The organism is Herbaspirillum sp. LeCh32-8, assembly GCF_017814915.1.
Taxonomy (GTDB): Bacteria; Pseudomonadota; Gammaproteobacteria; order Burkholderiales; family Burkholderiaceae_D; genus Herbaspirillum.
Genome location: NZ_JAGIPZ010000006.1, coordinates 284830 through 307537, shown reverse-complemented (window position 1 = coordinate 307537; position 22708 = coordinate 284830). Strand labels below are relative to the sequence as shown.

The window sequence follows — 22708 nt, the reverse complement described above, 5'->3', positions numbered from 1 at the left end:
TCGCCGTGCGCAAAGTTGATCAGGTTCAGCACGCCGTACACCATCGTGTAACCCAACGCGATCAGCGCATACATGCTTCCTAGCACCAATCCGTTGATGATCTGCTGGATGAAAATGTCCATGAATCGTGTCTCCTCTGCGTCTTTACGGTCGGACCGGGGGCCGGATGGTGTGAGTGCTTGCGCCTTGTGGACGGCGCTGCTGTTTGCATGTCATTGGGTTCTCCCTTGTTGTGCCTGTTGGTGTCTGTGGTGCTGCGGATAAGAAAAGAGCGCGAACCAGGTTCGCGCTCGATGCATGAGTTACTGCGGCGCCAGCGACGCTCGCATGACGCGTGCCGCGGCCAGGTCCCAGGAGGCCTGGCCCACGGTCTTCAATACCGGCAGCGCGCCGTTCTTGCCCAGCGCGGCGCGATCGACCTTGCCCGACAACACGTCGCCCAGCGCGACCACGTGATCCCAGTCGACCTTGGCCTGGATCAGGTCGCCGGCTTCATGATGAGCGCCGCCGAGGTCGTCAACCACCACGCTGCGCGCGTGCAGCAGCGCGGCCGGGAATTCGACCATGTCCGGCTTGAAGGCGCCCACGCCGATGGCCAGCGTGTCGGGCGCCACATGCTCGGGAATCACGGCGGTGCGCGAGGTGGTCAGCGCGATCAGCACATCGGTGTGCGGCAGGTCGCGTTGCAGCAGTTCAACCGGCAAGGGGCTGGCCACCGCACTCGGGTGGCGTTCGCACAGGGCGCTGCAAAACGCCTGGGTGCGCGGCAGGTCGCGTGCGGCAACCCAGAACTGGGTGACGCCGAAGAACTCGACCAGCGCGTCGGCATGCGCCGCAGCCTGCGCGCCGGTGCCGATCAGCAGCGCCGACTTCGGCGTACGCGGCAGCAGCGTCTTGATGCCCAGCATGGTCATGGCGGCGGTGCGACGGCCGGTGACGGTGGGGCCGTCCATCAGCGCGATGCGGCGGCCCGTATGGGTCTCGAAGGCCACCACCTCGCCCTGGATGGCGGGCAGCTGGTGCCGGCCGTTGTCGGCGTGCACGGTGATCAGCTTGGTCACCGACAAATCGTCGGCGATGGCCGGCATGCACAGCAGCACGCTGGAGGCGTCGATCGGCACCACCAGGCGCTCGGGCGCGCGGATGGCGCCGCTGACGAATTCCTGCGCGGCGCTCTCCAGCGCGGCGACCAGTTGCGCATAGGGCAGCGCGGCGGCGGTTTGTTGGGCGTCCAGGATATGCATGCCTGAGTCCTTGGTTCTGGATGTCGGTGGCCGGATCAGCGCAGGAAGAAGCCGGTCGGGAACGGGTCCGACTCTTCCAGCACCCACTGGTTGGTGCTCATGATGTGGGCGTAGCCGCTGACTTCGGTCAGCGCGCCATCGAACTCGCCGACCTTGGTGGGCGCGGTGACGCGCACGCCGAAGTTGCTGCCGACGATGCTGCCGTTGACGTAGTTCTGGTTCAGCGCCAGCTGCCCGCGCAGGAACAGCTGCGCGGCGCGACCGGAGGTGCCGGTGCCGGTGGGCGAACGGTCGACCTCGCGGTCGGCGAAGATGCACACGTTGGACTGGTCGGCGCCGGGGAAATTGGGTTCGCTGTCGACGATGGTGCCGTACAGGGTATTGAGGCCCGGCTCCAGCGGATGCTGGATCTTGACCTTGGCGATCACCGCGGCCTTGGTCTCGGCGCCCAGCTGAATCAGCTGGCGCACCAGTTCCGGCTTGACGGTGAGCTTGGCCTGGGCGGCGTTGATGTAATAGTAGAAGGCGCCGCCGAAGACGATGTCGCCCTTGATCTTGCCGAAGCTGGGCGTGTCGACCTCGACGTCGCGCTGATAGATGAAGGCCGGCACGTTGTTGAAGCTGACGCGTCCGGCGCGCTTGCCGTCCCACTCGACGAAGGCTTCGATGAAGCCGGCCGGAGCGTCGAAGCAGATGCGCGTGACCGGCGCCACCGGCTCCACGTAACCCATCTCGACCAGCACCTTGCCCAGGGCGATGATGCCGTGGCCGCACATGTCGCTGTAGCCTTCGTTGTGGATGAAGATGACGCCGAAGTCGGCGCCGGCGGTGACCGGCGGCAGCAGGTAGGCGCCGTACATGTCGGCGTGACCGCGCGGCTCGTTCATCAGGAACTGGCGCAGGTCGTCGCGGTGCTCCTTCAGCCAGGCGCGCTGCTGCAGGATGGGGCCGGCCGGGATCTTGGGCAGGCCGGAAACGACAATGCGCAGCGGCTCGCCGCCGGTGTGGGCGTCAATGGTCTGGACGGTGCGGGTATAGCTGAGCATGGTCTTCCTTCTCACTCTGTACGACGATACGACCGAGGCGACAGGGTATCACCTCGGCGCGGCAAAACATGCGCGCGGCAACCACCCGCCCATCGCCGGCCCGTGGCCGGCAGAAACAGGTGCTGCGCGTCAGGAATGCAAACGGGAGTGTTGGCTTGCTCCGTCCCGCCGGCAGTGCGCCGGCGAGACGGAATCAGGCAATGACGGGCGTGACGCCGATCAGTAGCTGGTCAGCGGAACCGGCAGGCCGTTCTTGAAGCGATACACGGTCACCGGGGATTGCTTCAGGTCGTGGTTGGCGTCGAAGTCGTACTGGCCGGCCACGCCCTTGTAGCTGATCTTGGCCAGCGCCGGGCCGAACTGCTTGGGCTCGACCGAGTTGGCTTCCTTCATGGCCTGGGCGATCAGCATCATGCCGTCGTAGAACGAGACGGCGTAGGTTTCCGCGGGACGGTTGTACTTCTTCTGGTAGTCGTCGGCGAAGACCTTGCCTTCCTTGGCCTTGTCCAGCATCGTGCCGCCCTGGGTACAGTAGACCGACTCGCCGATGGCGTCGCCACCCAGGCGGCCCATTTCCGGCGAGCAGATACCGTCGCCGCCCATCAGGATGACGTCGATGCCCAGCTGCTTCATCTGGCGCTTGATCGGGCCGCCTTGCGGAGCGTAGCCGCCGATGAAGACGGCGTCGGGCTTCTTGCCCTTGATGGAGGTCAGGATGGCGGTGAAGTCGGTCGCCTTGTCGTTGGTGAAGTCCTTGCTGACCACTTCCAGGCCGTTGGCCTTGGCGACCTTGGCGAATTCTTCAGCCAGGCCCTGGCCGTAGGCGGTGCGGTCGTCGATCACCGAGACGCGCTTGATCTTCAGTTCCTTGGCCGCATACAGCGCCATCTTGCCGCCCAGCTGGCTGTCGCTGGCCGCGACGCGGAACAGGGTGGCGAAGCCTTGTTGGGTGATCTTCGGGTTGGACGCCACGGTGGCGACCACGATGCCCGCGTCGTTGAACACGCGCGAGGCCGGGATGGTCACGCCCGAGTTGTACGGGCCGACGATGGCCTTGATGCCCTGGTCAGCCAGCTTTTGCGCTGCAGCCACACCCGACTTCGGATCGGCCTGGTCGTCCTCGGCGATCACTTCGAACTTGATCTTCTTGCCGCCGACGGTGATGGGCTGCGCATTCAGGCGCTCGACGGCCATCATCAGGCCGCCCTGGTTGTCCTTGCCGGCCGAAGCCTGCGGACCGGTCAGCGGGCTGGAGAAGCCGATCTTGACCACCTGGGTTTCCTGCGCCATGGCGAAGGCGGGGATCAGCGCCAGCGAAGCGGCGATGATATTGAGTCCGGAGACGCGCTTGAACATATGGGTGTTTCCTCTCTTCTAGAAAGTCAGACTGCGGGTAATTTTGTTTTAAAACGCTGGAAAAGCAGGATTTGCGCCACCCCGGTTCACAGGGAACGTGAGGTCGCGGTTCCGTCGATGCTGTACTGTCTGCGCCGTTGCAGGTACGAACATATCAAAACTCGTAAAAAGATTGCCGGAGAAAACTGCTGTCATCCGCGCAGGCGCACCGCCGTTGGCGCACCATGCCCGCATTACGTTATATTTTTTATGAGGGAGGATTCTATTTTCTCTTTCCTGATATTAGGCGTGTTTATTGCCTTTATAATCAGAATTAAATTCTCTTTAAAATTATTTCACTGAATAAAATTCAGAAACCATGGCTGCGCTCGACAAGATCAGCAAGAAAATTCTGGCGGAACTCCAAAACGACGGTCGTATCAGCAACGTCGACCTGGCCGCGCGGGTGAATCTTTCGCCGGCGGCTTGCCTGGAACGCGTGCGCAAGTTGCAGGAAGCCGGCTACATCCTCGGCTACGCGGCGCAGTTGAATCCCGAGCTGCTGGACGTGTCCCTGCTCGTGTTCATCGAGGTGGTGCTGGACCGCACCACGCCGGACGTGTTCGCCGAGTTCAAGAAGAGCGTGCAGAGCATTCCGGAGATCATGGAGTGCCACATGGTGGCTGGCGGCTTTGATTATTTGGTGAAGTCGCGCGTCAAGGACATGAACGCGTATCGCGAATTCCTCGGCAAGTCGCTGCTGCAATTAAAGGGCGTGCGCGAAACCCACACCTATGCGGTGATGGAAGAAGTGAAGAACACCATTCGCCTGCCCATTCGCTGAGTATTTGCCGCCCGTTCGCTGAGGACGTCGTCGGTTTTCGCCGGCGTTTTTTTCACCGCTTTGCTGCGGCTTCTTTTTCGCTCCCGCTCCCGTTCTGTGCCTGCGTCGTCGCGCCCGGCGCGGCATCCGGCTCGCCGGCGCGCAACCGACGCCGGTAGCTGCCGGGCCCCATCCCGCTGTACTTCTTGAACACGCGATTGAAGGCGGCTTCCGACTGGTAGCCGACCGCTTCGCCGATCTCGGCCGTCCCCATTTTGCTGTAACTCAACAAGCGCGCCGCCTGCGCCATGCGCAACTGCTGCAGGAGCTCGCCCGGCGTTGCGCCACCGACCTCGCGGAACTGGCGCGCAAAGGTGGCGCGCGACAAGTGGCTGACCTCGGCCAGGCGCTCCAGCGACCAGTCCTCCTGCGACGCTCCCAGCATGGCCCGCACCGCATGCTGCAGGCGCGGATGCGCCAACAGCGCCAGCAAACCCGGTTGCGGCCCGCCCCGCCCCAGCCAGGCGCGAATGGCCAGTCCGAACAGTGCCGCCGCCAGCCCGGCCACCACCGCCTGCGCGCCCTCGCGCTCACCGCCGTCACCGTGCGCGCCGCCGCACTCGTCGCGCAGCAACGTGGCCAATGTGCGCAGGCCGTGGCCGTCGGGGAGCTCGGCGCCGCGCACCAGCATCACCTCGGGCAGAGCCTGCATCAAGGCGTTGGATTGCGGCGACTCGAAATGGAATTGCCCGCACAGGAAATCGGACAGCGCCGGCCCGTCGCCCGCCGCATCGCCATTGACATGCAGCCGCACCGGCGAGGCCGCGTCGACCACGCGCACCACGCTGGCCTGCTCCGGCGAGGCGGTGTGCAGGCAATGCGCCGCGCCCCGTGCGAACAGCACCAGGTCGCCCGGCAGCAGCTGCATCGGCGGATGGCCCTCCACTTCCAGCCGGGCCTGGCCTTCGAGGATGAAATGGTAGGGCGCGACACCGAGCGCACGGGCCTCGTGCTGCAGGTTCCAGGGTTCGCCGAAGCGGCAACGAATATCCAGCGCGGCACGTACCGGGTGCAGGGACAGCAGGCGACTCAGGGCATCCACGTTTTTCCTTTGCATGAGATTTTTGAGCAATTTTAAGCGATCTAAAGGCATTAAAAATTGCATGCGACAGGCCTACATTACAGCCATGCGCAGAACCGATACGACGGCAATCCCGCCGCCACGGATCGCGCATCCATCGTACCCATCGTATTCATCGCAAAGGAGAATCACCATGCCCCGTCTCAGCACCCAACCGATCACCGAAGCCAGCGGCCAGGCCGCGCAACTGTTCAGCGCCATCAAGTCGGCCGCGGGCATGGTGCCCAACGCCTACGCCAACATGGGCATGCTCAGCCCGGTGGCGCTGGAATCCGTACTGCACCTGGACGGCGCGCTGCGCAAGAGCAGCCTGTCGTCGCGCGAGATCGAAGCGATCAAGCTGGCCGTCAGCGAAAAGGCCGGCTGCGACTATTGCCTGGCCGCGCATACCCTGATCGGCAAGAAGGCCGGGCTGGACAACCAGGCCATGCTGAGCGCCCGCCACGGCCAAGCCTCGGGCGACGACAAGCTGGACCTGCTGACCGAATTCGCACGCAGCCTGGTCGGCACCCGCGGCACCGTGGCTGCGGCGCTGGTGGAGCGCGTGCGCGCCGTCTACAGCGACGCCCAGATCGTCGACACGCTGCTGGCGGTGTCGGCCATCACGCTGACCAACCTGTTCAACCGCGTCAACGATACTGTGGTGGATTTCCCGCCCGCGCCGTGATGCGGATGCGGATGCGCCGGCTGACTCAGAAACTGGCCATCGGCACCAGCGCGCCGTCCTTCAAGCGCAGAATGGTGGCCGCCGAATCCTTGAGGTCATGCCTGGCGTTGAACTCGTAGGTGGCGGTCACGCCCTTGTAGCGGCTGCGCGCCAGCGCCGGCAGGAATTGCTCGGGCCGGGTCGAGCCGGCAGTCTTCATGGCCTGCGCCAGCAGCATCACGCCGTCGTAGAAGTTGCCCGCATAGACATCGGGCGGTTGGCTGTAACGGGTCTGGAAAGCAGCGGCGAACACCGCGCCGTCGGCCACGCGCGTGAGCCACACGCCGCTTTGCACACAATACACGCCGTTGTCCAGGAAGTCGCCGATCAGGCGCAACATCTCGATGGAACATTGGGCGTCGCCGGCCATCAACGGCAGCGCAAGGCGCATCTGGTGCATCTCCTGCAAGATCCTCGCCGAGAGCGGCGGATAACCGGCGAAGAACACCGCGTCCGACTTGGCGTTGCGCACCTGCTGCAGCACGCCGCGCAGCTCGGGATCGTGCGCGGCCTCGCTCAGTTGCAGCTGCACCGCAAGCTGCACACCCTCTTTCTGGCTCGCGGCCTGCAGCTCGGACACCAGCCCCTCGGCATAGCCGGAGCCGTCCTGAATGACCGCCACGCGCCTGACCTTGAGACTGCTCGCGGCGTACTGCACCATCTTGCGTCCCAGCTCGGCATCGCTGGCCAGCAGCCGGAAGACGTACTCGTAGTCGGGACGCGTGACGGCGGGATGGGTGGCCACGGTCAGCATGGGCACGCGGTTCTGATTGTAGATCCTGGCCACGGCCAGGGCGACGGCGGACGTCATCGGCCCGATCACGCCGCTAACCCCGGCCTGGGCGAACTCCCGTGCGACCTGCATGCCGCGCGCAGGCATGCCATGGTCGTCCTTGACCAGCAGCTCGAAGCGCACCGGTTTGTCACCGATCTGAAGATTCTGTTGATTGAGCCGGTCGATGGCCAGACGCGCCCCGTTGAGCGCATCGCCGCCGCCCTCGCTGCGCGGGCCGGAAAAAGGTGAGGTCACGCCAATCAGCACTCGCTGCACATCAACCCCCTGCGCCAGCGCAGCGCCGACGAGGCCACACAAGCACAAGGTGATCAAGGTATGCAGCAAATGAGGGCGCATGGCGGGCATATCCCAAGAGAGATAACGCCATACTAAGAGCAATTCCACAGCGGCACAATTGCAACGGTGCCACGTTCGCGGCGCAAAAAAAACCGGCCGTCTGCTGGGGGACGCATGCGGTCGGGCAAAGGCGGCGACGGGAGGTGACGCCTCCCGCCGGCGCAGTCAAGCGAAGGACTTAGAAGCTGCTGCGCACGCCGACGATGAAGTTGCGCCCACCCAGCGGCACCGACTCGCGCAGCACTGAGGTTGACAGGCGAATGTCCTGGTTCAGCAGGTTGCGCGCCAGCGCGAACCAGGTCAGCTTCACGCCGTTGAGCTTCTGGGTGTACGACAGGTTGGCGTCGAGCTGGGTGTAGGCCGGAGTCTCGTAGGTCTCGAACGAGGCCAGGCGATCCTGCTTCTGCGCCCGCAATACCTTCATGCCGCTGGCCCAGGGGCCGGTCTTGTAACCCAGCTCGATGCCGTAGCGCGTGGCCGGCTGCAGCGGCAGGCTGCCGAGATCGTCCAGCGTGCCGCGCGAGGTGTCGGCAAAGGCGCGCGCCGAGATGCCGTCGCCGTTCCAGTTGTAGGTGACCTCGGCTTCGGCGCCGCGGATGGTAGCGTTGCCCTGCGACCAGAAGCGCTGGGTGAATTCGCCGGTCGGATCGGCCGCGCCGGAGTCATCCACCTGGCCGTTGGTGCGGCCGTAGATGTAGTTGTTCACCTTGTTGCGGAACAGGTTGCCCTTCCAGCGCACCAGGCCTTCGGTCTTTTGCAGCGTCAGCTCGACGTTGTGGGAAGTCTCCTTCTTCAGCTGGTTGTCGCCGATGTCGAAGGTGGCGGTCGATTCATGCGGCCCGTTGGAATACAGCTCTTCCACTGTCGGCGCACGCTGCGCCAGCGAGTAGGTCAGGCCCAGGCCGTAGCCGGGCTGGAAGGTCCACAGTGCGCCGGCCGACCACGACAACAGGCTGAAGTCGCGCCCCGGCAGTCCGCTGGCGCCGTCCGGGCGACGATTGACGCTTTCCGCGCGCAGGCCGGCGCTGGCCAGCACCTGGCCGAACTGGCGCTCCTCCACCAGGAAGCCGGCGAAGGACGAGGAGCGCGTCGGCGGCGTCAGCTCGGAGCTGCCGGTCGAGGCCGACAGCGCCGAGTAGTTGCCCTGCTCGGTCTGCACGCCGAAGGTGCCGTGCCAGCCGGCCAGCGGCGCGTGGGTCAGCTCCCAGCGGGTCTGCAACACGCGGTTCTTGAACACGGTGGCAGGCGTGCCGTCCTGTTCCTTCTCGGTGTGGGTGTAGTCGGTATAACCGAGGCGGAAGCGGAATTTCTCGATGCCGGCGAAGGGATTGTTGACCAGCGTGTCGATGTCGTAACGGCTCTGGTGCAGGTCGATGAAGGACATCTCGCTGGTCGGGATGCCGTAGTGGTCATCCAGCGTCGAGGCCGACAGGCCGACGTAGCCCCAGTTGGCCACATAGGACGCGCCCACGCCGCCGCTGGTCTCGTGCGTGAAGGAGTTGGGCAAGCGGCCCGAGGTCGGGGTGGCGTCGCCTTGCTTGGCGCCGCCGGGGATCTTGTAGTTGTCGGTGTCGCGGTAATTGCCGTCGAAGTGCAGGCCGATCTGGCCCACCGAGGTGTCCAGCGAGTACGAACCGTTCTTCTCGCCGTCGACGCTGCCGTAGCGGCCTTCGACGGTGCCGGTGGGCTTGCCGACCAGCTCGGTGGGAATGCGGTCGTTGACCACGTTGACCAGGCCGCCGATAGCGCCGGAGCCGTACAGCAGGGCCGCCGGGCCGCGCAGGATCTCGATCTGGCGCGCGGTGGCGGCTTCTGCGCCGACCGCGTGGTCGTTGGAGACGGTGGAGACGTCGGAGACGGCCATGCCGTTCTGCAGGATCATCACGCGCGGGCCTTCCATGCCGCGGATGATGGGACGCGACGCGCCCGCGCCGAAGGCCGACGCCGACACGCCCAGCTCGGACGAGAGGGTGTCGCCCAGCGAGTTGCCCAGCTTGTTCTTGAGCTCATCGCCGGCCAGCACCTTGGCCGGCGCCAGCACCTGCACGTCCTCTTCGGAGGCGAACGGCGTGGCGGTGACGACGATGGGTTGCAGCGCAGGCTGCGCCGGTGCGGCGGCGTCAGTGGCGACAGGGTTGGCGGTAGTGGTCTGGGCCGAGGCCGAAGCCGACCAGGCGGCCAGCGCGGAGACGACCGCGGCGGCCAGGAGTTGGCGTTGAAGTGCCATGTGAATTCCTTGAATGCTTGTAGTACGCGAGGCGCCGCCGCGGCTATCGGATGCGACAGGCGGCGCCGATACGCCGGCCGTCCGGACGTGCCCATGCCGCGGCGACGCGTTCATCCGGAAGACGACGCGCGCGCGGCCGGATCACGAGGGACAACCGGCAACGAAAATGATGAGTGCTGGGAAGGAATTCAGCGCGGCGGCGCGCGCGGAGAGAAATGACAGTTGACCGGCGCATCCCAGGATGCGAAGGCTTGCCACAAGGCCAGTACGCGCACCGGCGGCAGCAAGGGCAGCGGCGGGAAATCGAAATGCACGCCGGCCGAGAGGGTGGCGGCATCGTAGGCGGCGCAGGAGTGATGCAGGTCGTGGGCGTGCTGGCCGGCCTGCTCCTGCTTGCCGGGGGCGTGGGCCTCGGCTTCTTCCTGGGCGTCGCCGTAGTCGAACAAGGACTCGTCGAGCAGCGAATGCACCGCCCCTGGCAGCCAGCCCGCGTGTGCGATACCGTGCACGAAACCCAGCATCTGCGCGAACAGCAACGACATCGCCAGCACGGCGATGAAGACTGATGGACGCATGGAACGCGGGATGGGCATGGCGTGGTGTCTGGTGCGGAACGGCGCGGCCGGATCCGGGAATTCTGTCAGGCGGTGGTGCAGTAATTACGGGTAACGGGGTGATGCAGGTAGTGCGGGTGGTGCAGATAATACGCTGGGGGTGCTGCAGTCACCGCATCGTTGCGTTGCGCAGGCCGGGCCTTGGGCGCCAGCCGGCAAACGGTCAGAACGATGCGGTCAGTCGACCCACGCCGGCGGCAAGGCTGTCGGCGCTATGGCCCGCACCACACGGCGCGGGCATCGTCCTGCAGGACGCGGCGAGAATCAGTCGCCGTAGAGCTTCTGCTTCAGTTCGCGACGTTGCTGCGCTTCCAGCGACAGGGTCGCGGTAGGACGCGCCAGCAGACGCGGAATGCCGATGGGCTCACCGGTCTCTTCGCACCAGCCGTATTCGCCGTTGTCGATCGAGACGATGGACTGCTGGACTTTCTTGAGCAGCTTGCGTTCGCGATCACGGGTACGCAGCTCGAGGGCGTGTTCTTCCTCGATGGTGGCGCGGTCGGCCGGATCCGGCACCAGCACTGTTTCGCGCAGGTGTTCGGTGGTTTCATCGGCATTCTTGAGCAGATCTTTTTCCAATTGCTGGAGACGGGCCTTGAAGAAAGCGAGCTGCGCTTCGTTCATGTAGTCCTTCTCAGCCATCTTGAGGATTTGCTCCTCAGTCAGCAATTGTTGCGCTGCAGGGGTAGTTTTGGGAGTTTTGGTTGCCACTTCGCTTACTTTCAATACTACGGGGTTTTTCAACTAATCCATTTTCCCGGCGGATACGCTTGCTTCGCTGCCGGAACTGGTCGCTTGTGAATCCACTTCCCTTGCCGCGTTGGCACCTCTTCGATTGATGTTCGCGCGGCCGCATTGCCGACGTTGATCTTGCTTGCCGGACCGGGGCTGCAGATGGCGCAGCCTTTTTCGCGGTCAAGGATTGTACACCAAGGTTCCCGGATGCCAAGAGGCCGGTCCGCCACGCGCGGCCGGGAGAGTTAAAGACCGCCGGCACGCCCCGGTCAAGGGCGGCCTGTGGGCCGATGCGCTTGTCATGGAGCTCCTCCCCTGTCCAGGCAGAGCCCCGCACTGATCGCGCCTTTATGCTGGTTGGTTCTTCATGGTTCCGCGCATCAGCCGCCCGCCGCGCGGCAGTTCGCCGCCAGCGGGTTAATGCAACTTTATACCAGAAGATCGGCCGCAGGTGGAAGCCGCCGGCTTGCCGCAACGGCATGCTGGCGCGCTCAGGCGTGCCTTTTTGCGCAGACCGGGCAGTTGCGGTCGCGCGCCACCGAGATCGAGGTCCATTCCATCTCGCGCGCATCCAGGATCAAGAGGCGTCCGGCCAGCGAGCGGCCGATGCCGGCCACCAGCTTGATGGCCTCGGCCGCCTGCATGGTGCCGATGATGCCCACCAGCGGCGAAAACACGCCCATCACCGAGCACTGCACTTCCTCGAATTCGCGCTCGGGCGGAAACAGGCAGGCGTAGCAAGGCGCCTCGTCGCGGCGGCTGTCGAACACGCTGACCTGGCCGTCGAAGCGGATCGCCGCACCCGACACCAGCGGCACGCCGGCCTCGACGCAGGCGTGGTTGACCGCATGGCGGGTGGCGAAGTTGTCGCTGCAATCGAGCACCACGTCGGCCGTGCGCACCAGTTCCAGCAGGCGCTCGCCGTCGACACGCTCGGCCAGCGCGGTAACCTCGATGCCGGGGTTGATCTGCGCCAACGCCTCGCGCCCGGACTCCACCTTGGGCCGGCCCACACGCGCGGTGGTGTGCATGATCTGGCGTTGCAGGTTGGTCAGATCCACCGTGTCGTGGTCCACCAGGGTGATGCGTCCGACGCCGGCCGAGGCCAGGTACATGGCCGCCGGCGAACCCAGCCCGCCGGCGCCGATCACAAGCGCGTGCGCCGCCAGCAGGCGCGACTGGCCTTCGATGTCGATCTCGTCGAGCAGGATATGGCGCGAATAGCGCAGCAGCTGTTGGTCGTCCATGGCGGTTGCGGTGGTGGGCGGTAATAACGTTGGCTCGGTTCCAAGAAAAAAGGCCGCTGCTTGCTGCAGCGGCCTCATGCAATCCCGGATGCTGCGGAATTACTTGGTGTCGATCTTTTCCGGCGGCGCCTTGTTGTCCTTGCGGTCGTCCTTCACCGGGGTGTCCTGCTTGCCTTCTTCATTGCGCACTTCCGGCTTGGCGTTGGACACCTTCACCGGCAGGCCCTTCAGGTGGTTCAGGGCCTGGGACAGCTGGAAGTCGTCCTTGCTGCCGAAGTCCAGCGGCTTGCGCTTCTTCTCGGCGGCGATCAGCTTCTCCTCGGCGATCTCATCCATTGCCTGGGCCTTCACTTCAGCCGACTTGTCGGTGTCGTTGGTCAGGTGCTTGGACAGGTCGGCCTCGCGCAGGCGCAGGCCGTTCAGGCCGTCGCCGTCAGGGTACTCGTCGACCATGATGTCAGGCACGATGCCGCGCGCCTGGATCGAGCGGCCCTTGGGCGTGAAGTAACGGGCGGTGGTCAGCTTGACGGCGGTGTTCTTCTCCGGCGGCAGCGCGATCACCGACTGCACCGAGCCCTTGCCGAAGGACTGCGTGCCCATGATGGTGGCGCGCTTGTAGTCCTGCAGGGCGCCGGCCACGATTTCGGAGGCCGAGGCCGAGCCGCTGTTGATCAGCACCACCATCGGCACCTTTTTGATGGCGTCCGGCAGGCGCGACAGCGGGTCGTTCAGCGGGTTGGAGGCGTAGAACTCGCGCTTGGCGTAGAACGTCTGCTTGGAGCTGGGGATCTGGCCGTTGGTCGAGACCACCACCGAATCCTTGGGCAGGAACGCGGCCGACACGCCGATGGCGCCCGGCAGCACGCCGCCCGGATCATTGCGCAGGTCCAGCACGATGCCCTTCAGGTTGGGCTCCTGGGCGTAGATGGCGGCCAGCTTCTTGGCCATGTCGTCCACCGTCGGCTCCTGGAACTGGGTCACGCGCAGCCAGGCGTAGCCGGGTTCGACCACCTTGGACTTGACGCTCTGCACGCGGATTTCCTGGCGCGTGATGGTCAGGACGATGGGCTTGTCTTCTTCCTTGCGGGCGATGGTCAGCGTGATCTTGGTGTTGGGTTCGCCGCGCATCTTCTTGACGGCTTCGTCCAGGGTCAGGCCCTTGACCGGCGTGCTGTCCAGACGGGTAATCAGGTCGCCCGCCTTGATGCCGGCCTTGAACGCCGGGGAATCTTCGATCGGCGAGATCACCTTGACGTAACCGTCTTCCATGCCGACCTCGATGCCCAGGCCGACGAACTTGCCCATGGTGCCTTCGCGCAGCTCCTTGTAGGCCTTCTTGTCCAGATAGGCCGAGTGCGGGTCGAGCGAAGCGACCATGCCGGAAATGGCCTCGGTCAGCAGCTTCTTGTCGTCGACCTGCTCGACGTAGTCCGACTTGATCAGGCCGAACACGTCGGCCATCTGGCGCAGCTCCTCCAGGGGCAGCGACGCCGTGGCGTTCTTCTGCGCGATGGCGTCAAACTGGATCATTGCGGTGGCGCCTGCCACCATGCCCAAACCGATCAGACTGATATTCTTGAGTTTGCTGCCCATGTGTCACCTAGTAGTTACCCACCCCTGTGGGTCGAATGCGCGGCCCTGATGCCGCATTTCAAAGTATAAACCCGATTGCTCGTTACCGCCGCTGTTGCCCGCAGTGGCGATGGCTTCGCCCGCCTTGACCACGTCGCCGGCGCGTTTCAACACCGACTGGTTGTTGCCGTAGATGGTCATGTACTGGCTGCCGTGGTCGACGATGATGAGATTGCCGAAACCACGCAGCCAATCCGCAAACACCACCCGTCCAGCCGCCACCGCACGCACTTCCGAACCTTCCGACGCGCGGATGAACAGGCCGCGTGAAGTCGGCCCGTCGCCGTGACGGCTGCCGAATTTCGACGTCAGATCGCCCTTGACCGGCAGGCGCAGCTGACCGCGCAGGCTGGCAAAGGGCTTGCCGAAGTTGTCCGTCGGTTCCGGCAGCGTATCGTTGCGGCCCAGCGAGGCGCTCTTAGGCGGTTCGTCGTCGTCGATGGCGTCGGCCGGGTCCGGCATCTTCGGCGCCGGCTTGCCGGCCTTGGCCGCTTCGGCCGCACGCGCGGCCGCCTTGGCGCGCTGTTCAGCCAGACGCTTCTCGCGTTCGGCCTTCGCTTTGGCCAATTGTTCCTGACGACGTTTCTCGCGCGCCTCGGCTTCAGCCTTTTTCTGCTGCTCGATGATCTGCGCCAACTTGTCGACCAGGGCCGACAGGCGCTGCTGGTCCTGCTCGATGCGGCCGACTTCCTTGCGCTGCGCGGTCAGCTTGGTGGAGAGCTGGGACAGCAGCGTCGAACGCCGCGCCTTTTCCTTCTCCAGCACCTTTTTCTGTTCGATTTCTTCCTGCGCGATCTCTTCCAGCTCGAATTTGGCGTTCTGGGTGTCGGCCTTGTTGGCGCGGATCGCCTGCTGGTTGGCGCGCAGGGTCTCAATCAGCTTGGCCTGAGCCTGCGAGACATAACCCATGTATTGCAGCTCGCGGTTGATGCGATTGGGGTTGTCGCCCGATAGCAGCAGCTTGATGCGATCCTCGTTGCCGGCCACGTACTGCTCGCGCATCAGCTTGGATAGCTGCGCCTGCTGTGCGTTGACCAGCACGGTCAGCTCATTCAACTGCTTGACCAGCTGCGCCAGCCGGCTTTCGGTCTCCTGCTGCTCCTGCGTCAGGTCGCGCAACGAGCGATTGGCCTTGGAAATGGCCTGCTCGGACGCGGCCAGCGCATCGGCGGCATTGTCCTTGGCGGTCTCGGTCTGGTCGATGTCGCGCTTGAGGCTGGAGAGGCGCTGCTGCAGGTCGGCGCGCTCCTTCTCCGCGGCCTGCTTCTGCTTGGCGCGCTCGGTGATGGCCTGGGCCTGCGACAGGGTCGGCCAACCGGCACCCACGAGCGCCAGCGCCAGCAGCAGCGGCGCACCCAATGCGGACAGGCGAATACACCCGCCCCGCGCGCCAAACCGGGATCCGGTGCGCGCAAGCCGTTCGCATTCGCCTGAAGAGGGCGCCATGGACGCCGCAGCCGGGATGGCCGCGGCGAGCGCCGTGCTGAAGAAGTGCAGTTTTATTTCGACTTCCCTTGGTTGGCCACGGCCTTCAAGGCCGCCTCGATGGCGGACTGGTCGCCCAAGTAGTAGCTCTTGATCGGCTTCAGGTCGGCGTCCAGCTCATACACCAGCGGCTGGCCGTTGGGGATGTTCAGGCCGACGATGTCGTTGTCGCTGATGCCGTCCAGGTACTTGATCAGGGCGCGCAGGCTGTTGCCGTGGGCCGAGACGATGATTTGCTTGCCGGCGCGGATGGCCGGGGCGATGGAGTCGTTCCAGGCCGGCAGCACGCGGGCCACGGTGTCCTTCAGGCATTCGGTCAGCGGCACCTGCTCGCGCGACAGGCCCGCGTAACGGGCGTCGCCGAAGGCGTCGCGCTCATCGCCCAGCGGCAGCGGGTTGGGCGGGGTGTCGTAGCTGCGGCGCCAGACCAGCACCTGCTCATCGCCGTACTGGGCGGCGGTCTCGGCCTTGTTCAGGCCCTGCAGGGCGCCGTAGTGGCGCTCGTTCAGGCGCCAGTCGTTCTTCACCGGGATGTACATCTGGTCCATCTCGTCCAGCGTGGTCCACAGGGTGCGGATGGCGCGCTTCAACACCGAGGTGTAAGCCAGGTCGAACTGGAAGCCGGCTTCCTTCAACAACTTGCCGGCCTGGCGCGCTTCGGCCACGCCCTTTTCGGTCAGGTCGACGTCGACCCAACCGGTAAAGCGGTTGGCCAGGTTCCAGGTCGATTCGCCGTGGCGCATGAATACGATCTTGTACATAGTGGGACTTTTCTGATGATGGATAAACCTGTGCGAGAAAGGCGCGGGCGCTTGGCCGCGGCGGCTTCCAGGCCCTTGTGGGGCTTGCGATTGCAATAATAAGAATCGCGAATGCTTCTATTTTATAATGCCGGGATTCAGTAAACTCATTGGATAGCCGTGAAATTCATCATCGACAATATTTTCCTGATCGCTCTGGCCTTGGTCTCGGGCGGCGCCCTGCTGGTTCCTTACATCCAGCAGCGCGGCAATAAACTGAGCATGCTGCAGGCCACGCAGATGCTCAACCAGGGCAAAACTCTGGTGCTGGACGTGCGCGACACCGAACAATTCGCCGCCGGCCACCTGCGCGACGCCCGCAACATCCCGTTGAAGGAGTTGCCGCAACGCATCTCCGAGCTGGACAAGCTCAAAGGCCGCCCGGTGATCGTGGTCTGCCAGAACGGCACCCAGGCCAACCGCGCCGAAGCTACCCTGAAGAAGGCCGGCTTCACCGAAGTCTACGGCTTGAATGGCGGCATCGCCGCCTGGCAAGGCCAGGGCTTGCCGCTGACCACCAAGGATGCGAAATGAGCGCCACGATCACGATGTACTGCACCGGCGTGTGCCCGTACTGCACGATGGCCGAGCGCCTGCTCGCCAGCAAGGGCGTGACGCAGATCGAGAAGATCCGCGTTGACCTCGAACCTCAACAGCGCGAGCTGATGATGCAAAAAACCGGCCGCCGCACCGTGCCCCAGATCTATATCGGCGACACCCATGTCGGCGGCTTTGACGATCTGAGCGCGCTGGACCGCGCCGGCAAGCTGGACCCGCTGCTGCAAGCCTGACGCCAGCGCAGCAGCTTTAAACGCAAAGGATGTCGCGACATTGGCGAGGCCAGGCGCGGCGCGAAGACAGTACGGTTGTACGGCCAGGAGCCGCAACAACGCCACGGTAATGTCGCGACATCCTTTCGATATCAACCGAACCTGAAAGAGATCCATGTCGGAACAGAACCAACAAGCTGAACAGCAACCCGTTTTCCAGATCCAGCGCGTCTACCTGAAGGACCTGTCGTTGGAACAACCGAATTCGCCGGCCATCTTCCTGGAGCAGGAAGCGCCCGCCATCGAAGTGTCGGTGGACGTCGGCGCCGAAGCGCTGGCGGAAGGCGTGTTCGAGTCGACCGTGACCATCACCGTGACCGCCAAGGTCAAGGACAAGACCGCCTTCCTGGTCGAGGGCAAGCAAGCCGGCATCTTCGAAATCCGCAACGTGCCGGCCGAACAGCTGGACCCGCTGCTGGGCATCGGCTGCCCCAACATCATCTACCCGTACCTGCGCGCCAACATCGCCGACGCCATCACCCGCGCCGGTTTCCCGCCGGTGCACCTGGCCGAGATCAACTTCGAAGTGTTCTACCAGCAACGCCTGCAGGCGCTGGCCGAACAACAGGGCGCAACCCTGGTCAACAACGGCTCGACCGCGGTCAACTGATCGCCGGTATGCCTGCCGGGAGGCGGGCCGCTCATGATGAACGGCCCGCCTCCCGCGCACGGATCTATCGCGGCGGCATCCCGCATCCCGGTATGCCGCCGCGCCTCCCCTGCTGCGGAGACATCAACAATGAAACGCCTGCCCCTGATCCTTTCCGCAACCCTGTTGTGCGCCTTCACCGCCAAAGAAGCCCTGGCCCTCGACTTCAAGTCGGTCGGCGCCTCGCCTGCGATCATGTATGACGCCCCCTCCGAAAAGGGCCGTCGCGTCTACGTCGCCCCGCGCGGCATGCCGGTCGAAGTGGTGCTGACCTACGGCGAGTGGAGCAAGGTGCGCGATGCTGCCGGCACGCTGTCCTGGCTGCAGTCCAAGTCGCTCACGCCCAAGCGCATGCTGGTGGTCTCGGCCGCCAATGCCCGCATCTTCAACGGCGCCGATGAAAACAGCCCGCTGGTCTTCTCTGCCGACAAGAACGTGCTGCTGGAAATGCTGGAAAGCCCGAACAACGGCTGGGTCAAGGTCCGTCACCGCGACGGCCAGACCGGCTACGCCAAGGTCGGCGACGTCTGGGGCGACTGAGCCCCGGCATTGAGCCGACGCACCTCCAATTCCAATACCGCGATCGACGCCATTCAATGAAAATCACCATCCTCGGCGCCGGAGCTTGGGGCACCGCCCTGGCCATTCCGCTGGCGCGCAAGCACGAGGTCGTGCTGTGGGGACGCAATGCCCAGGCCATGCAAGAGGCCTCCCTGCAACGCGAGAACCAGCTTTACCTGCCGGGCTTCCCGCTGCCGGCCGAACTGCAGGTCACGTCCGACTTTGAGGCGGCGGTGCGCCATGTCTGCGCCGATCCCGCAGATTCCGCCGATTCGCTGCTGATCGCGGCGTCCTCGGTATCCGGCCTGCGCGATTTGGCCGGCCACCTCAAGGCCCACCCCATCCCCAACCTGGTATGGCTGTGCAAAGGGCTGGAAGAAGGCTCCCGCCTGTTGCCGCACCAGGTGGTGCAGCAGGTGCTGGGCGCGGGCGTGCCGGCCGGCGTGCTGTCGGGCCCCTCGTTCGCGCAGGAGGTGGCGCGCGGCCTGCCCTGCGCGCTGACCATCGCCGGCGCCGACGCAGCCCTGTGCGAGCGCGTGGTGCAGGCGGTCCACGGCAACAATATCCGGATCTACTCCAGCGACGACCTGATCGGCGTGGAGATCGGCGGCGCCGTCAAGAACATCCTTGCCATCGCCACCGGCGTGGCCGACGGCCTGCAGCTGGGCCTGAACGCACGCGCCGCGCTGATCACCCGTGGCCTGGCCGAGATCACCCGGCTGGGCGTGGCGCTGGGCGGTCGTCCCGAGACCTTCATGGGTCTCTCGGGCGTGGGCGACCTGATCCTGACCTGCACCGGCGACCTCTCGCGCAACCGGCGCGTGGGCCTGGGACTGGCTCAGAACAAGAAACTGGAAGACATCGTGGCCGAGCTGGGCCACGTGGCGGAAGGGGTACGCTGCGCCAAGGCGGTACGCGAACTGGCGCAGGAAAAGGGTATCGACATGCCGATCACCGATGCGGTGGCGGCGGCCTTGTTCGACGGCGTGTCGGTCAAGGAGATGGTGTCCCGGCTGCTGTCGCGGGACCCACGCGAAGAGACGATCTGAAACCCGGCTCTGCGCAGACATCGGCCATCTGCAATGCAGCGCCGGCGTCAGGAACCTGAGGTCCGCAGATGAAAATGCCGCCGTATCCTGCGAGGGATACGGCGGCATTGTTGTTTCAGCGGGCGATGATGTCGCTTTCCATCTTGGGGCGCTTGAAGCGCTGCGGCGAGCCGCCTTCCACGATGTCGTCCATCTGTTTGGAGATCTTGTCGTAACGCGAATTGCAGTCGTCCTGGGGCGCGGCGTCCGCGCCCTTGAGGCGCTTGGCCAGGCGCGAAGCGCGTGCTTCGCCGCCCATGACATATTGTTGGGCGGCGCGGCCGGCGTGATTATTATTGGCGGTCTTGTTGCGTTGAATAGCTTGCATCGTATTTCCTCTTACGTCGCTTGACGCTCAAAATTCCCCGTTCCTGAGTTTTTCGGAGAATCGGCAGCGTCCCGGCAAAACATGCTTGATTCCGGGCAACTGCTCCAGATACACAGCACCCTTAACAGGTGCTTTAAGTATGTAACGCCCAAGTCGCGATTTGGAATACGTGAAAAGTCAGTATTTTGTCAGCCATTTTCGATTTATTTTGAGGCAAGGATTTTGCGCTGCTGCGCAAAAATGGCGCAAACCGTTGCCGATGCTGGCTGACAGCGCTGTCAGACTACTCTCGCTTGTGCACTTTTTCGGAACAAAATAAAAACGAAACAATTGTTGCCAAACGTATCCCGACCGGCCGAGCGGCGCAAAAATGCGACGAAAGACCTGAAGATATTTCTAAGAAGAATTATCAAAAATAAATCGGAAAGAAACTCAGGCAGCCGCCGGTACCGACAAACCCAGGTCGGATGGCACCAATGAAAACACCTTCGCGTCGCGCGGCTCGCCGTGGAACACCAGTCGGTTGCGCGCCAGGCATTCCAGCGTAGCGCCGGTTTTCTCGGCCACCCGCTGGCTGCGCAAATTACCGGCCTGCGCCACGATCTCCAGCCGGGTCAGGCCGGTCTTGCCGAAGGCGAAGGCAGCGGCGGCGCGCGCGGCCAGCACCGCGATGCCGCGGCCGGTACGCCCCTCACGCACCCAGTAACCAAGGTTGGCGAGCTGGTTCAGCTGGCTGATCTGGTTGATCGCCACCGAGCCGACCACCAGCCCGGTGGGCCGCTCGATAACGTTGAAGTCATAGGCCGCGCCCATGTTCCAGTGCTCGATGCTTCGCTGCAGGAATTGCTTGGCGTCAGCCGGGGAATAGTCCAGCGAACACCACGCCTCCCATTCGCTGATGGCGCGCGCCGACTGGTGCACGGCGTCATACAGCGCCGCCGCCTCGCGCAGGCCCAGCGGGCGCACTTCGTAGTTGCGGTCGCAGTAAATAATTTGCCGTTCGCGGTCGATATGGCGATTCATGCTCGATCTTTGCTGGATGCTGGGCGCGGAAGAGTCAGCGCGATCAGCGACGCGCTGCCTTCGATCTTACCTAAATTCGGCGCGGCGCGAGACCACGACCTTATCGCCTGCGGGAGACGCCTGAAGGAAGCCGGCTCTGGCGATCAAGCCAGGTAAGGATGCAGTTCGGCCAGGCGGGTGATCACCTGCACGCCGCCGGGCAGCTCGGGATGCACGCCGTGCTCCTGCAGCGCGATCACCTTCATGCCGGCGGCCAGCCCGGCCTGCACACCCGGCAGGCTGTCTTCCACCACCGCGCAGCGGGCGGGATCCACGCCCAGGCTCTGGGCGGCGAACAGGAACAGCGCCGGATCCGGCTTCCAGCGCTGCACGTCGTAGGCGCTGTAGATGCGCCCGGCGAAATACGGCAGCAACCCGGTCACGCGCAGGCAGAGTTCGATCTTGTGATGGGGTGCGTTGGAAGCCAACGCGAACGGAACGGCCAGCGCCTGCACCATCTCCAGCGCGCCGGCGATGGGCTGCAGGCGCTGCTCCAGCATCTGCGCCATCAGGGCGCGCAGCTCTTCTTCGAAGGTGGCCGGCAGCGACTTGCCGTGCAGCTCCTCGATGCGCGCCAGGCACAGGTTCATGCTCACGCCGCGAAACTGCGTCAGCGCCTGTTGCGCGGTGAGGTCGACGCCGTAGGTGGCGACGTAGTCGGACCAGGCCTGGGCCGCCACGACTTCGCTGTCGACCAGGGTTCCGTCGCAATCGAAGATGACCAGGTCGATCGCGTTGCCGGAGTCTTTCATTGATTTTCCTTTATCAGAGTGGCGCTCGCCGCCCTGATAAGGGAGCAGCAAACGCTATCAAAGTTCGCCGTAGGAATGCAGGCCGGACAGGAACATGTTCACGCCCAGGAAGGCGAAGGTCGTCACCAGCAGGCCGACCAGCGCCCACCATGCCGCCACTTGTCCGCGCAGGCCCTTCATCAGGCGCATGTGTAGCCAGGCCGCGTAGTTGAGCCAGACGATCAGCGCCCAGGTTTCCTTCGGGTCCCACGACCAGTAGCCGCCCCAGGCTTCGGCCGCCCACAGGGCGCCCAGGATGGTGGCAATGGTGAAGAAGGCGAAGCCCACGGCGATCGCCTTGTACATCACGTCGTCCAGCACTTCCAGCGAAGGCAGGCGGTCGTCCATGATGCCCTTTTCCTTGAGCAGGTAAGCCACCGCGACCATCGCCGCCAGCGCGAAGGTGCCGTAGCCGATGAAATTGGCCGGCACGTGGATCTTCATCCACCAGCTTTGCAGCGCAGGCACCAGCGGCTGGATTTCGGCCGCATCCCGCGAGACGGTATACCACATCAGGAAGCCGACCGCCGCCGAGATCACTGTCAGCACGAAGGCACCCAGCTGACGGGTGGCGTAACGCTCTTCGTAGTACAGATAGAACAGCGCCGTGATCATGCAGAACAGCACGAAGACTTCATACAGGTTGGAAATAGGAATGTGGCCGACGTCGGCACCGATCAGGTAGGACTCGTACCAGCGCACCATCATGCCGGTGAAACCCAGCAGCACCGCCGCCCAGCACAACCGCGAACCGATCGCGGTGCCGGTGCCGGCGCGGGTGGCCAGGCCGCCCCAGTAGAACAGCGTGGAGAGGAAGAACAGCGCGCTCATCCACAGGATCGCCGACTGGCTGGAGAGCATGTACTTGAGGAAGAATTTCTTGTCGGCCATCTCCAGCGCGCCGCCGTACATGGCGATGGCGCCCAGCGAGAAGATCGCGATCAGCGCCATCAGCAGGCGCGCCGGCTTCCAGTGCCAGCCCAGCCAGGCGAAGGTGGGCGCGGCCAGCAGCAGCACCGCCTTCTCGTAGTAATCCATGAAATGCCCGAAACGCGCGAACGCGTACAACGAGCCGGCCGCCAGCAGGGCCGCGTAAATCCAGTCCACCACGCTCAGGCGGCGGAAGAAGCCTTGCTCCTGGGGATAACCTTGGGTTGCTTCTGTCAGTTCCATTCCGTTCTCCACTGCACTCCTGCGGCCATGCTAGCGGCCTCGCCGCCAACCCATATATC

Annotated in this window: 23 protein-coding genes and 1 pseudogene; 7 read left to right on the top strand and 17 right to left on the bottom strand. The window is 64.4% G+C overall.

Translation table 11 applies throughout. The features are described 5' to 3' along the window. From J8I26_RS13645 to J8I26_RS13630, 4 genes and pseudogenes are all read right to left on the bottom strand, one after another. A pseudogene (locus J8I26_RS13645) lies at positions 1 to 122 on the bottom strand (branched-chain amino acid ABC transporter permease); the annotation flags it as partial. 180 nt (positions 123 to 302) lie between these two features. Continuing rightward, on the bottom strand, positions 303 to 1244 hold the full coding sequence (locus J8I26_RS13640; protein ID WP_209607632.1) for a delta(1)-pyrroline-2-carboxylate reductase family protein: 942 nt from the start codon (positions 1242 to 1244) through the stop codon (positions 303 to 305). 35 nt (positions 1245 to 1279) lie between these two features. Next, positions 1280 to 2290, bottom strand: a complete 1011-nt coding sequence (lhpH, locus tag J8I26_RS13635; RefSeq protein ID WP_209607631.1) for a trans-3-hydroxy-L-proline dehydratase — start codon at positions 2288 to 2290, stop codon at positions 1280 to 1282. Between the two features lie 219 nt (positions 2291 to 2509). Further along, a complete protein-coding gene (locus J8I26_RS13630) occupies positions 2510 to 3646 on the bottom strand; it encodes a branched-chain amino acid ABC transporter substrate-binding protein (RefSeq protein WP_209607630.1) in 1137 nt (378 codons plus the stop codon). A 358-nt stretch (positions 3647 to 4004) separates the two neighbouring features. On the opposite strand from J8I26_RS13630, the gene J8I26_RS13625 reads away from it, so the two are divergent. Then, positions 4005 to 4469 carry an Lrp/AsnC ligand binding domain-containing protein gene (locus J8I26_RS13625; RefSeq protein WP_209607629.1) on the top strand — a complete coding sequence of 155 codons (465 nt, stop codon included), beginning with the start codon at positions 4005 to 4007 and terminating at the stop codon, positions 4467 to 4469. Positions 4470 to 4521: 52 nt separating this feature from the next. Here J8I26_RS13625 and J8I26_RS13620 read toward each other — a convergent pair whose 3' ends face one another. Then, positions 4522 to 5550, bottom strand: a complete 1029-nt coding sequence (locus J8I26_RS13620; protein ID WP_209607628.1) for an AraC family transcriptional regulator — start codon at positions 5548 to 5550, stop codon at positions 4522 to 4524. Between the two features lie 172 nt (positions 5551 to 5722). Here J8I26_RS13620 and J8I26_RS13615 point away from each other — a divergent pair, with 172 nt between their 5' ends. After that, a complete protein-coding gene (locus J8I26_RS13615; RefSeq protein ID WP_209607627.1) occupies positions 5723 to 6256 on the top strand; it encodes a carboxymuconolactone decarboxylase family protein in 534 nt (177 codons plus the stop codon). A 25-nt stretch (positions 6257 to 6281) separates the two neighbouring features. Here J8I26_RS13615 and J8I26_RS13610 read toward each other — a convergent pair whose 3' ends face one another. The 8 genes from J8I26_RS13610 to gpmA form a co-directional block, all read right to left on the bottom strand. After that, complete coding sequence (locus J8I26_RS13610; RefSeq protein WP_348635320.1) at positions 6282 to 7325, bottom strand: branched-chain amino acid ABC transporter substrate-binding protein; 1044 nt, start codon at positions 7323 to 7325, stop codon at positions 6282 to 6284. 280 nt (positions 7326 to 7605) lie between these two features. After that, the gene (locus tag J8I26_RS13605; RefSeq protein WP_209607625.1) at positions 7606 to 9654 is read right to left on the bottom strand and encodes a TonB-dependent receptor; all 2049 of its coding nucleotides are present in this window, start codon (positions 9652 to 9654) and stop codon (positions 7606 to 7608) included. 188 nt (positions 9655 to 9842) lie between these two features. Further along, positions 9843 to 10247 carry a hypothetical protein gene (locus J8I26_RS13600; RefSeq protein WP_209607624.1) on the bottom strand — a complete coding sequence of 135 codons (405 nt, stop codon included), beginning with the start codon at positions 10245 to 10247 and terminating at the stop codon, positions 9843 to 9845. 285 nt (positions 10248 to 10532) lie between these two features. Further along, the gene (gene dksA / locus J8I26_RS13595; protein WP_209607652.1) at positions 10533 to 10937 is read right to left on the bottom strand and encodes an RNA polymerase-binding protein DksA; all 405 of its coding nucleotides are present in this window, start codon (positions 10935 to 10937) and stop codon (positions 10533 to 10535) included. A gap of 557 nt (positions 10938 to 11494) precedes the next feature. After that, a complete protein-coding gene (locus tag J8I26_RS13590) occupies positions 11495 to 12250 on the bottom strand; it encodes a HesA/MoeB/ThiF family protein (protein WP_209607623.1) in 756 nt (251 codons plus the stop codon). A gap of 99 nt (positions 12251 to 12349) precedes the next feature. Continuing rightward, entirely contained in the window at positions 12350 to 13843 is a 1494-nt protein-coding gene (locus J8I26_RS13585) for a S41 family peptidase (protein WP_209607622.1), read from the bottom strand. Positions 13844 to 13846: 3 nt separating this feature from the next. Next, positions 13847 to 15229 (bottom strand): peptidoglycan DD-metalloendopeptidase family protein, encoded by a 1383-nt coding sequence (locus J8I26_RS13580; protein ID WP_245200322.1) that lies wholly within the window; start codon positions 15227 to 15229, stop codon positions 13847 to 13849. 152 nt (positions 15230 to 15381) lie between these two features. Next, positions 15382 to 16128, bottom strand: coding sequence for a 2,3-diphosphoglycerate-dependent phosphoglycerate mutase (gene gpmA / locus J8I26_RS13575; RefSeq protein WP_209607621.1), 747 nt, complete (start codon positions 16126 to 16128; stop codon positions 15382 to 15384). A gap of 159 nt (positions 16129 to 16287) precedes the next feature. On the opposite strand from gpmA, the gene J8I26_RS13570 reads away from it, so the two are divergent. The 5 genes from J8I26_RS13570 to J8I26_RS13550 all read left to right on the top strand — a co-directional run bounded on the left by J8I26_RS13570 (position 16288) and on the right by J8I26_RS13550 (position 19256). Beyond that, entirely contained in the window at positions 16288 to 16701 is a 414-nt protein-coding gene (locus J8I26_RS13570; protein WP_209607620.1) for a rhodanese-like domain-containing protein, read from the top strand. Then, positions 16698 to 16958 (top strand): glutaredoxin 3, encoded by a 261-nt coding sequence (grxC, locus tag J8I26_RS13565; protein WP_209607619.1) that lies wholly within the window; start codon positions 16698 to 16700, stop codon positions 16956 to 16958. Before J8I26_RS13570 ends, grxC begins: the two co-directional genes overlap by 4 nt. A gap of 154 nt (positions 16959 to 17112) precedes the next feature. Further along, a complete protein-coding gene (secB, locus tag J8I26_RS13560) occupies positions 17113 to 17607 on the top strand; it encodes a protein-export chaperone SecB (RefSeq protein ID WP_209607618.1) in 495 nt (164 codons plus the stop codon). Between the two features lie 129 nt (positions 17608 to 17736). Continuing rightward, complete coding sequence (locus J8I26_RS13555) at positions 17737 to 18186, top strand: SH3 domain-containing protein (protein WP_209607617.1); 450 nt, start codon at positions 17737 to 17739, stop codon at positions 18184 to 18186. 56 nt (positions 18187 to 18242) lie between these two features. Continuing rightward, complete coding sequence (locus tag J8I26_RS13550) at positions 18243 to 19256, top strand: NAD(P)H-dependent glycerol-3-phosphate dehydrogenase (protein ID WP_209607616.1); 1014 nt, start codon at positions 18243 to 18245, stop codon at positions 19254 to 19256. Positions 19257 to 19371: 115 nt separating this feature from the next. On the opposite strand, the gene J8I26_RS13545 is transcribed toward J8I26_RS13550, so the two are convergent. The 4 genes from J8I26_RS13545 to ccsB form a co-directional block, all read right to left on the bottom strand. Beyond that, the gene (locus J8I26_RS13545) at positions 19372 to 19623 is read right to left on the bottom strand and encodes a hypothetical protein (RefSeq protein ID WP_209607615.1); all 252 of its coding nucleotides are present in this window, start codon (positions 19621 to 19623) and stop codon (positions 19372 to 19374) included. 432 nt (positions 19624 to 20055) lie between these two features. After that, positions 20056 to 20646: a GNAT family protein gene (locus tag J8I26_RS13540; protein WP_209607614.1), complete on the bottom strand. Its 591-nt coding sequence runs from the start codon at positions 20644 to 20646 to the stop codon at positions 20056 to 20058. Positions 20647 to 20789: 143 nt separating this feature from the next. Then, entirely contained in the window at positions 20790 to 21437 is a 648-nt protein-coding gene (locus tag J8I26_RS13535) for an HAD-IA family hydrolase (RefSeq protein ID WP_209607613.1), read from the bottom strand. Positions 21438 to 21494: 57 nt separating this feature from the next. Further along, the gene (gene ccsB / locus J8I26_RS13530) at positions 21495 to 22649 is read right to left on the bottom strand and encodes a c-type cytochrome biogenesis protein CcsB (RefSeq protein WP_209607612.1); all 1155 of its coding nucleotides are present in this window, start codon (positions 22647 to 22649) and stop codon (positions 21495 to 21497) included. Between the last annotated feature and the right edge of the window lie 59 nt (positions 22650 to 22708).

Coding starts and splice junctions, on each gene's coding strand:
- J8I26_RS13640 (WP_209607632.1), bottom strand. CDS start 1,244: ATGCATATCCTGGACGCCCAACAAACCGCCGCCGCGCTGCCCTATGCG.
- lhpH (WP_209607631.1), bottom strand. CDS start 2,290: ATGCTCAGCTATACCCGCACCGTCCAGACCATTGACGCCCACACCGGC.
- J8I26_RS13630 (WP_209607630.1), bottom strand. CDS start 3,646: ATGTTCAAGCGCGTCTCCGGACTCAATATCATCGCCGCTTCGCTGGCG.
- J8I26_RS13625 (WP_209607629.1), top strand. CDS start 4,005: ATGGCTGCGCTCGACAAGATCAGCAAGAAAATTCTGGCGGAACTCCAA.
- J8I26_RS13615 (WP_209607627.1), top strand. CDS start 5,723: ATGCCCCGTCTCAGCACCCAACCGATCACCGAAGCCAGCGGCCAGGCC.
- J8I26_RS13605 (WP_209607625.1), bottom strand. CDS start 9,654: ATGGCACTTCAACGCCAACTCCTGGCCGCCGCGGTCGTCTCCGCGCTG.
- J8I26_RS13600 (WP_209607624.1), bottom strand. CDS start 10,247: ATGCCCATCCCGCGTTCCATGCGTCCATCAGTCTTCATCGCCGTGCTG.
- J8I26_RS13590 (WP_209607623.1), bottom strand. CDS start 12,250: ATGGACGACCAACAGCTGCTGCGCTATTCGCGCCATATCCTGCTCGAC.
- J8I26_RS13585 (WP_209607622.1), bottom strand. CDS start 13,843: ATGGGCAGCAAACTCAAGAATATCAGTCTGATCGGTTTGGGCATGGTG.
- gpmA (WP_209607621.1), bottom strand. CDS start 16,128: ATGTACAAGATCGTATTCATGCGCCACGGCGAATCGACCTGGAACCTG.
- grxC (WP_209607619.1), top strand. CDS start 16,698: ATGAGCGCCACGATCACGATGTACTGCACCGGCGTGTGCCCGTACTGC.
- secB (WP_209607618.1), top strand. CDS start 17,113: ATGTCGGAACAGAACCAACAAGCTGAACAGCAACCCGTTTTCCAGATC.
- J8I26_RS13555 (WP_209607617.1), top strand. CDS start 17,737: ATGAAACGCCTGCCCCTGATCCTTTCCGCAACCCTGTTGTGCGCCTTC.
- J8I26_RS13550 (WP_209607616.1), top strand. CDS start 18,243: ATGAAAATCACCATCCTCGGCGCCGGAGCTTGGGGCACCGCCCTGGCC.
- J8I26_RS13545 (WP_209607615.1), bottom strand. CDS start 19,623: ATGCAAGCTATTCAACGCAACAAGACCGCCAATAATAATCACGCCGGC.
- J8I26_RS13540 (WP_209607614.1), bottom strand. CDS start 20,646: ATGAATCGCCATATCGACCGCGAACGGCAAATTATTTACTGCGACCGC.
- J8I26_RS13535 (WP_209607613.1), bottom strand. CDS start 21,437: ATGAAAGACTCCGGCAACGCGATCGACCTGGTCATCTTCGATTGCGAC.
- ccsB (WP_209607612.1), bottom strand. CDS start 22,649: ATGGAACTGACAGAAGCAACCCAAGGTTATCCCCAGGAGCAAGGCTTC.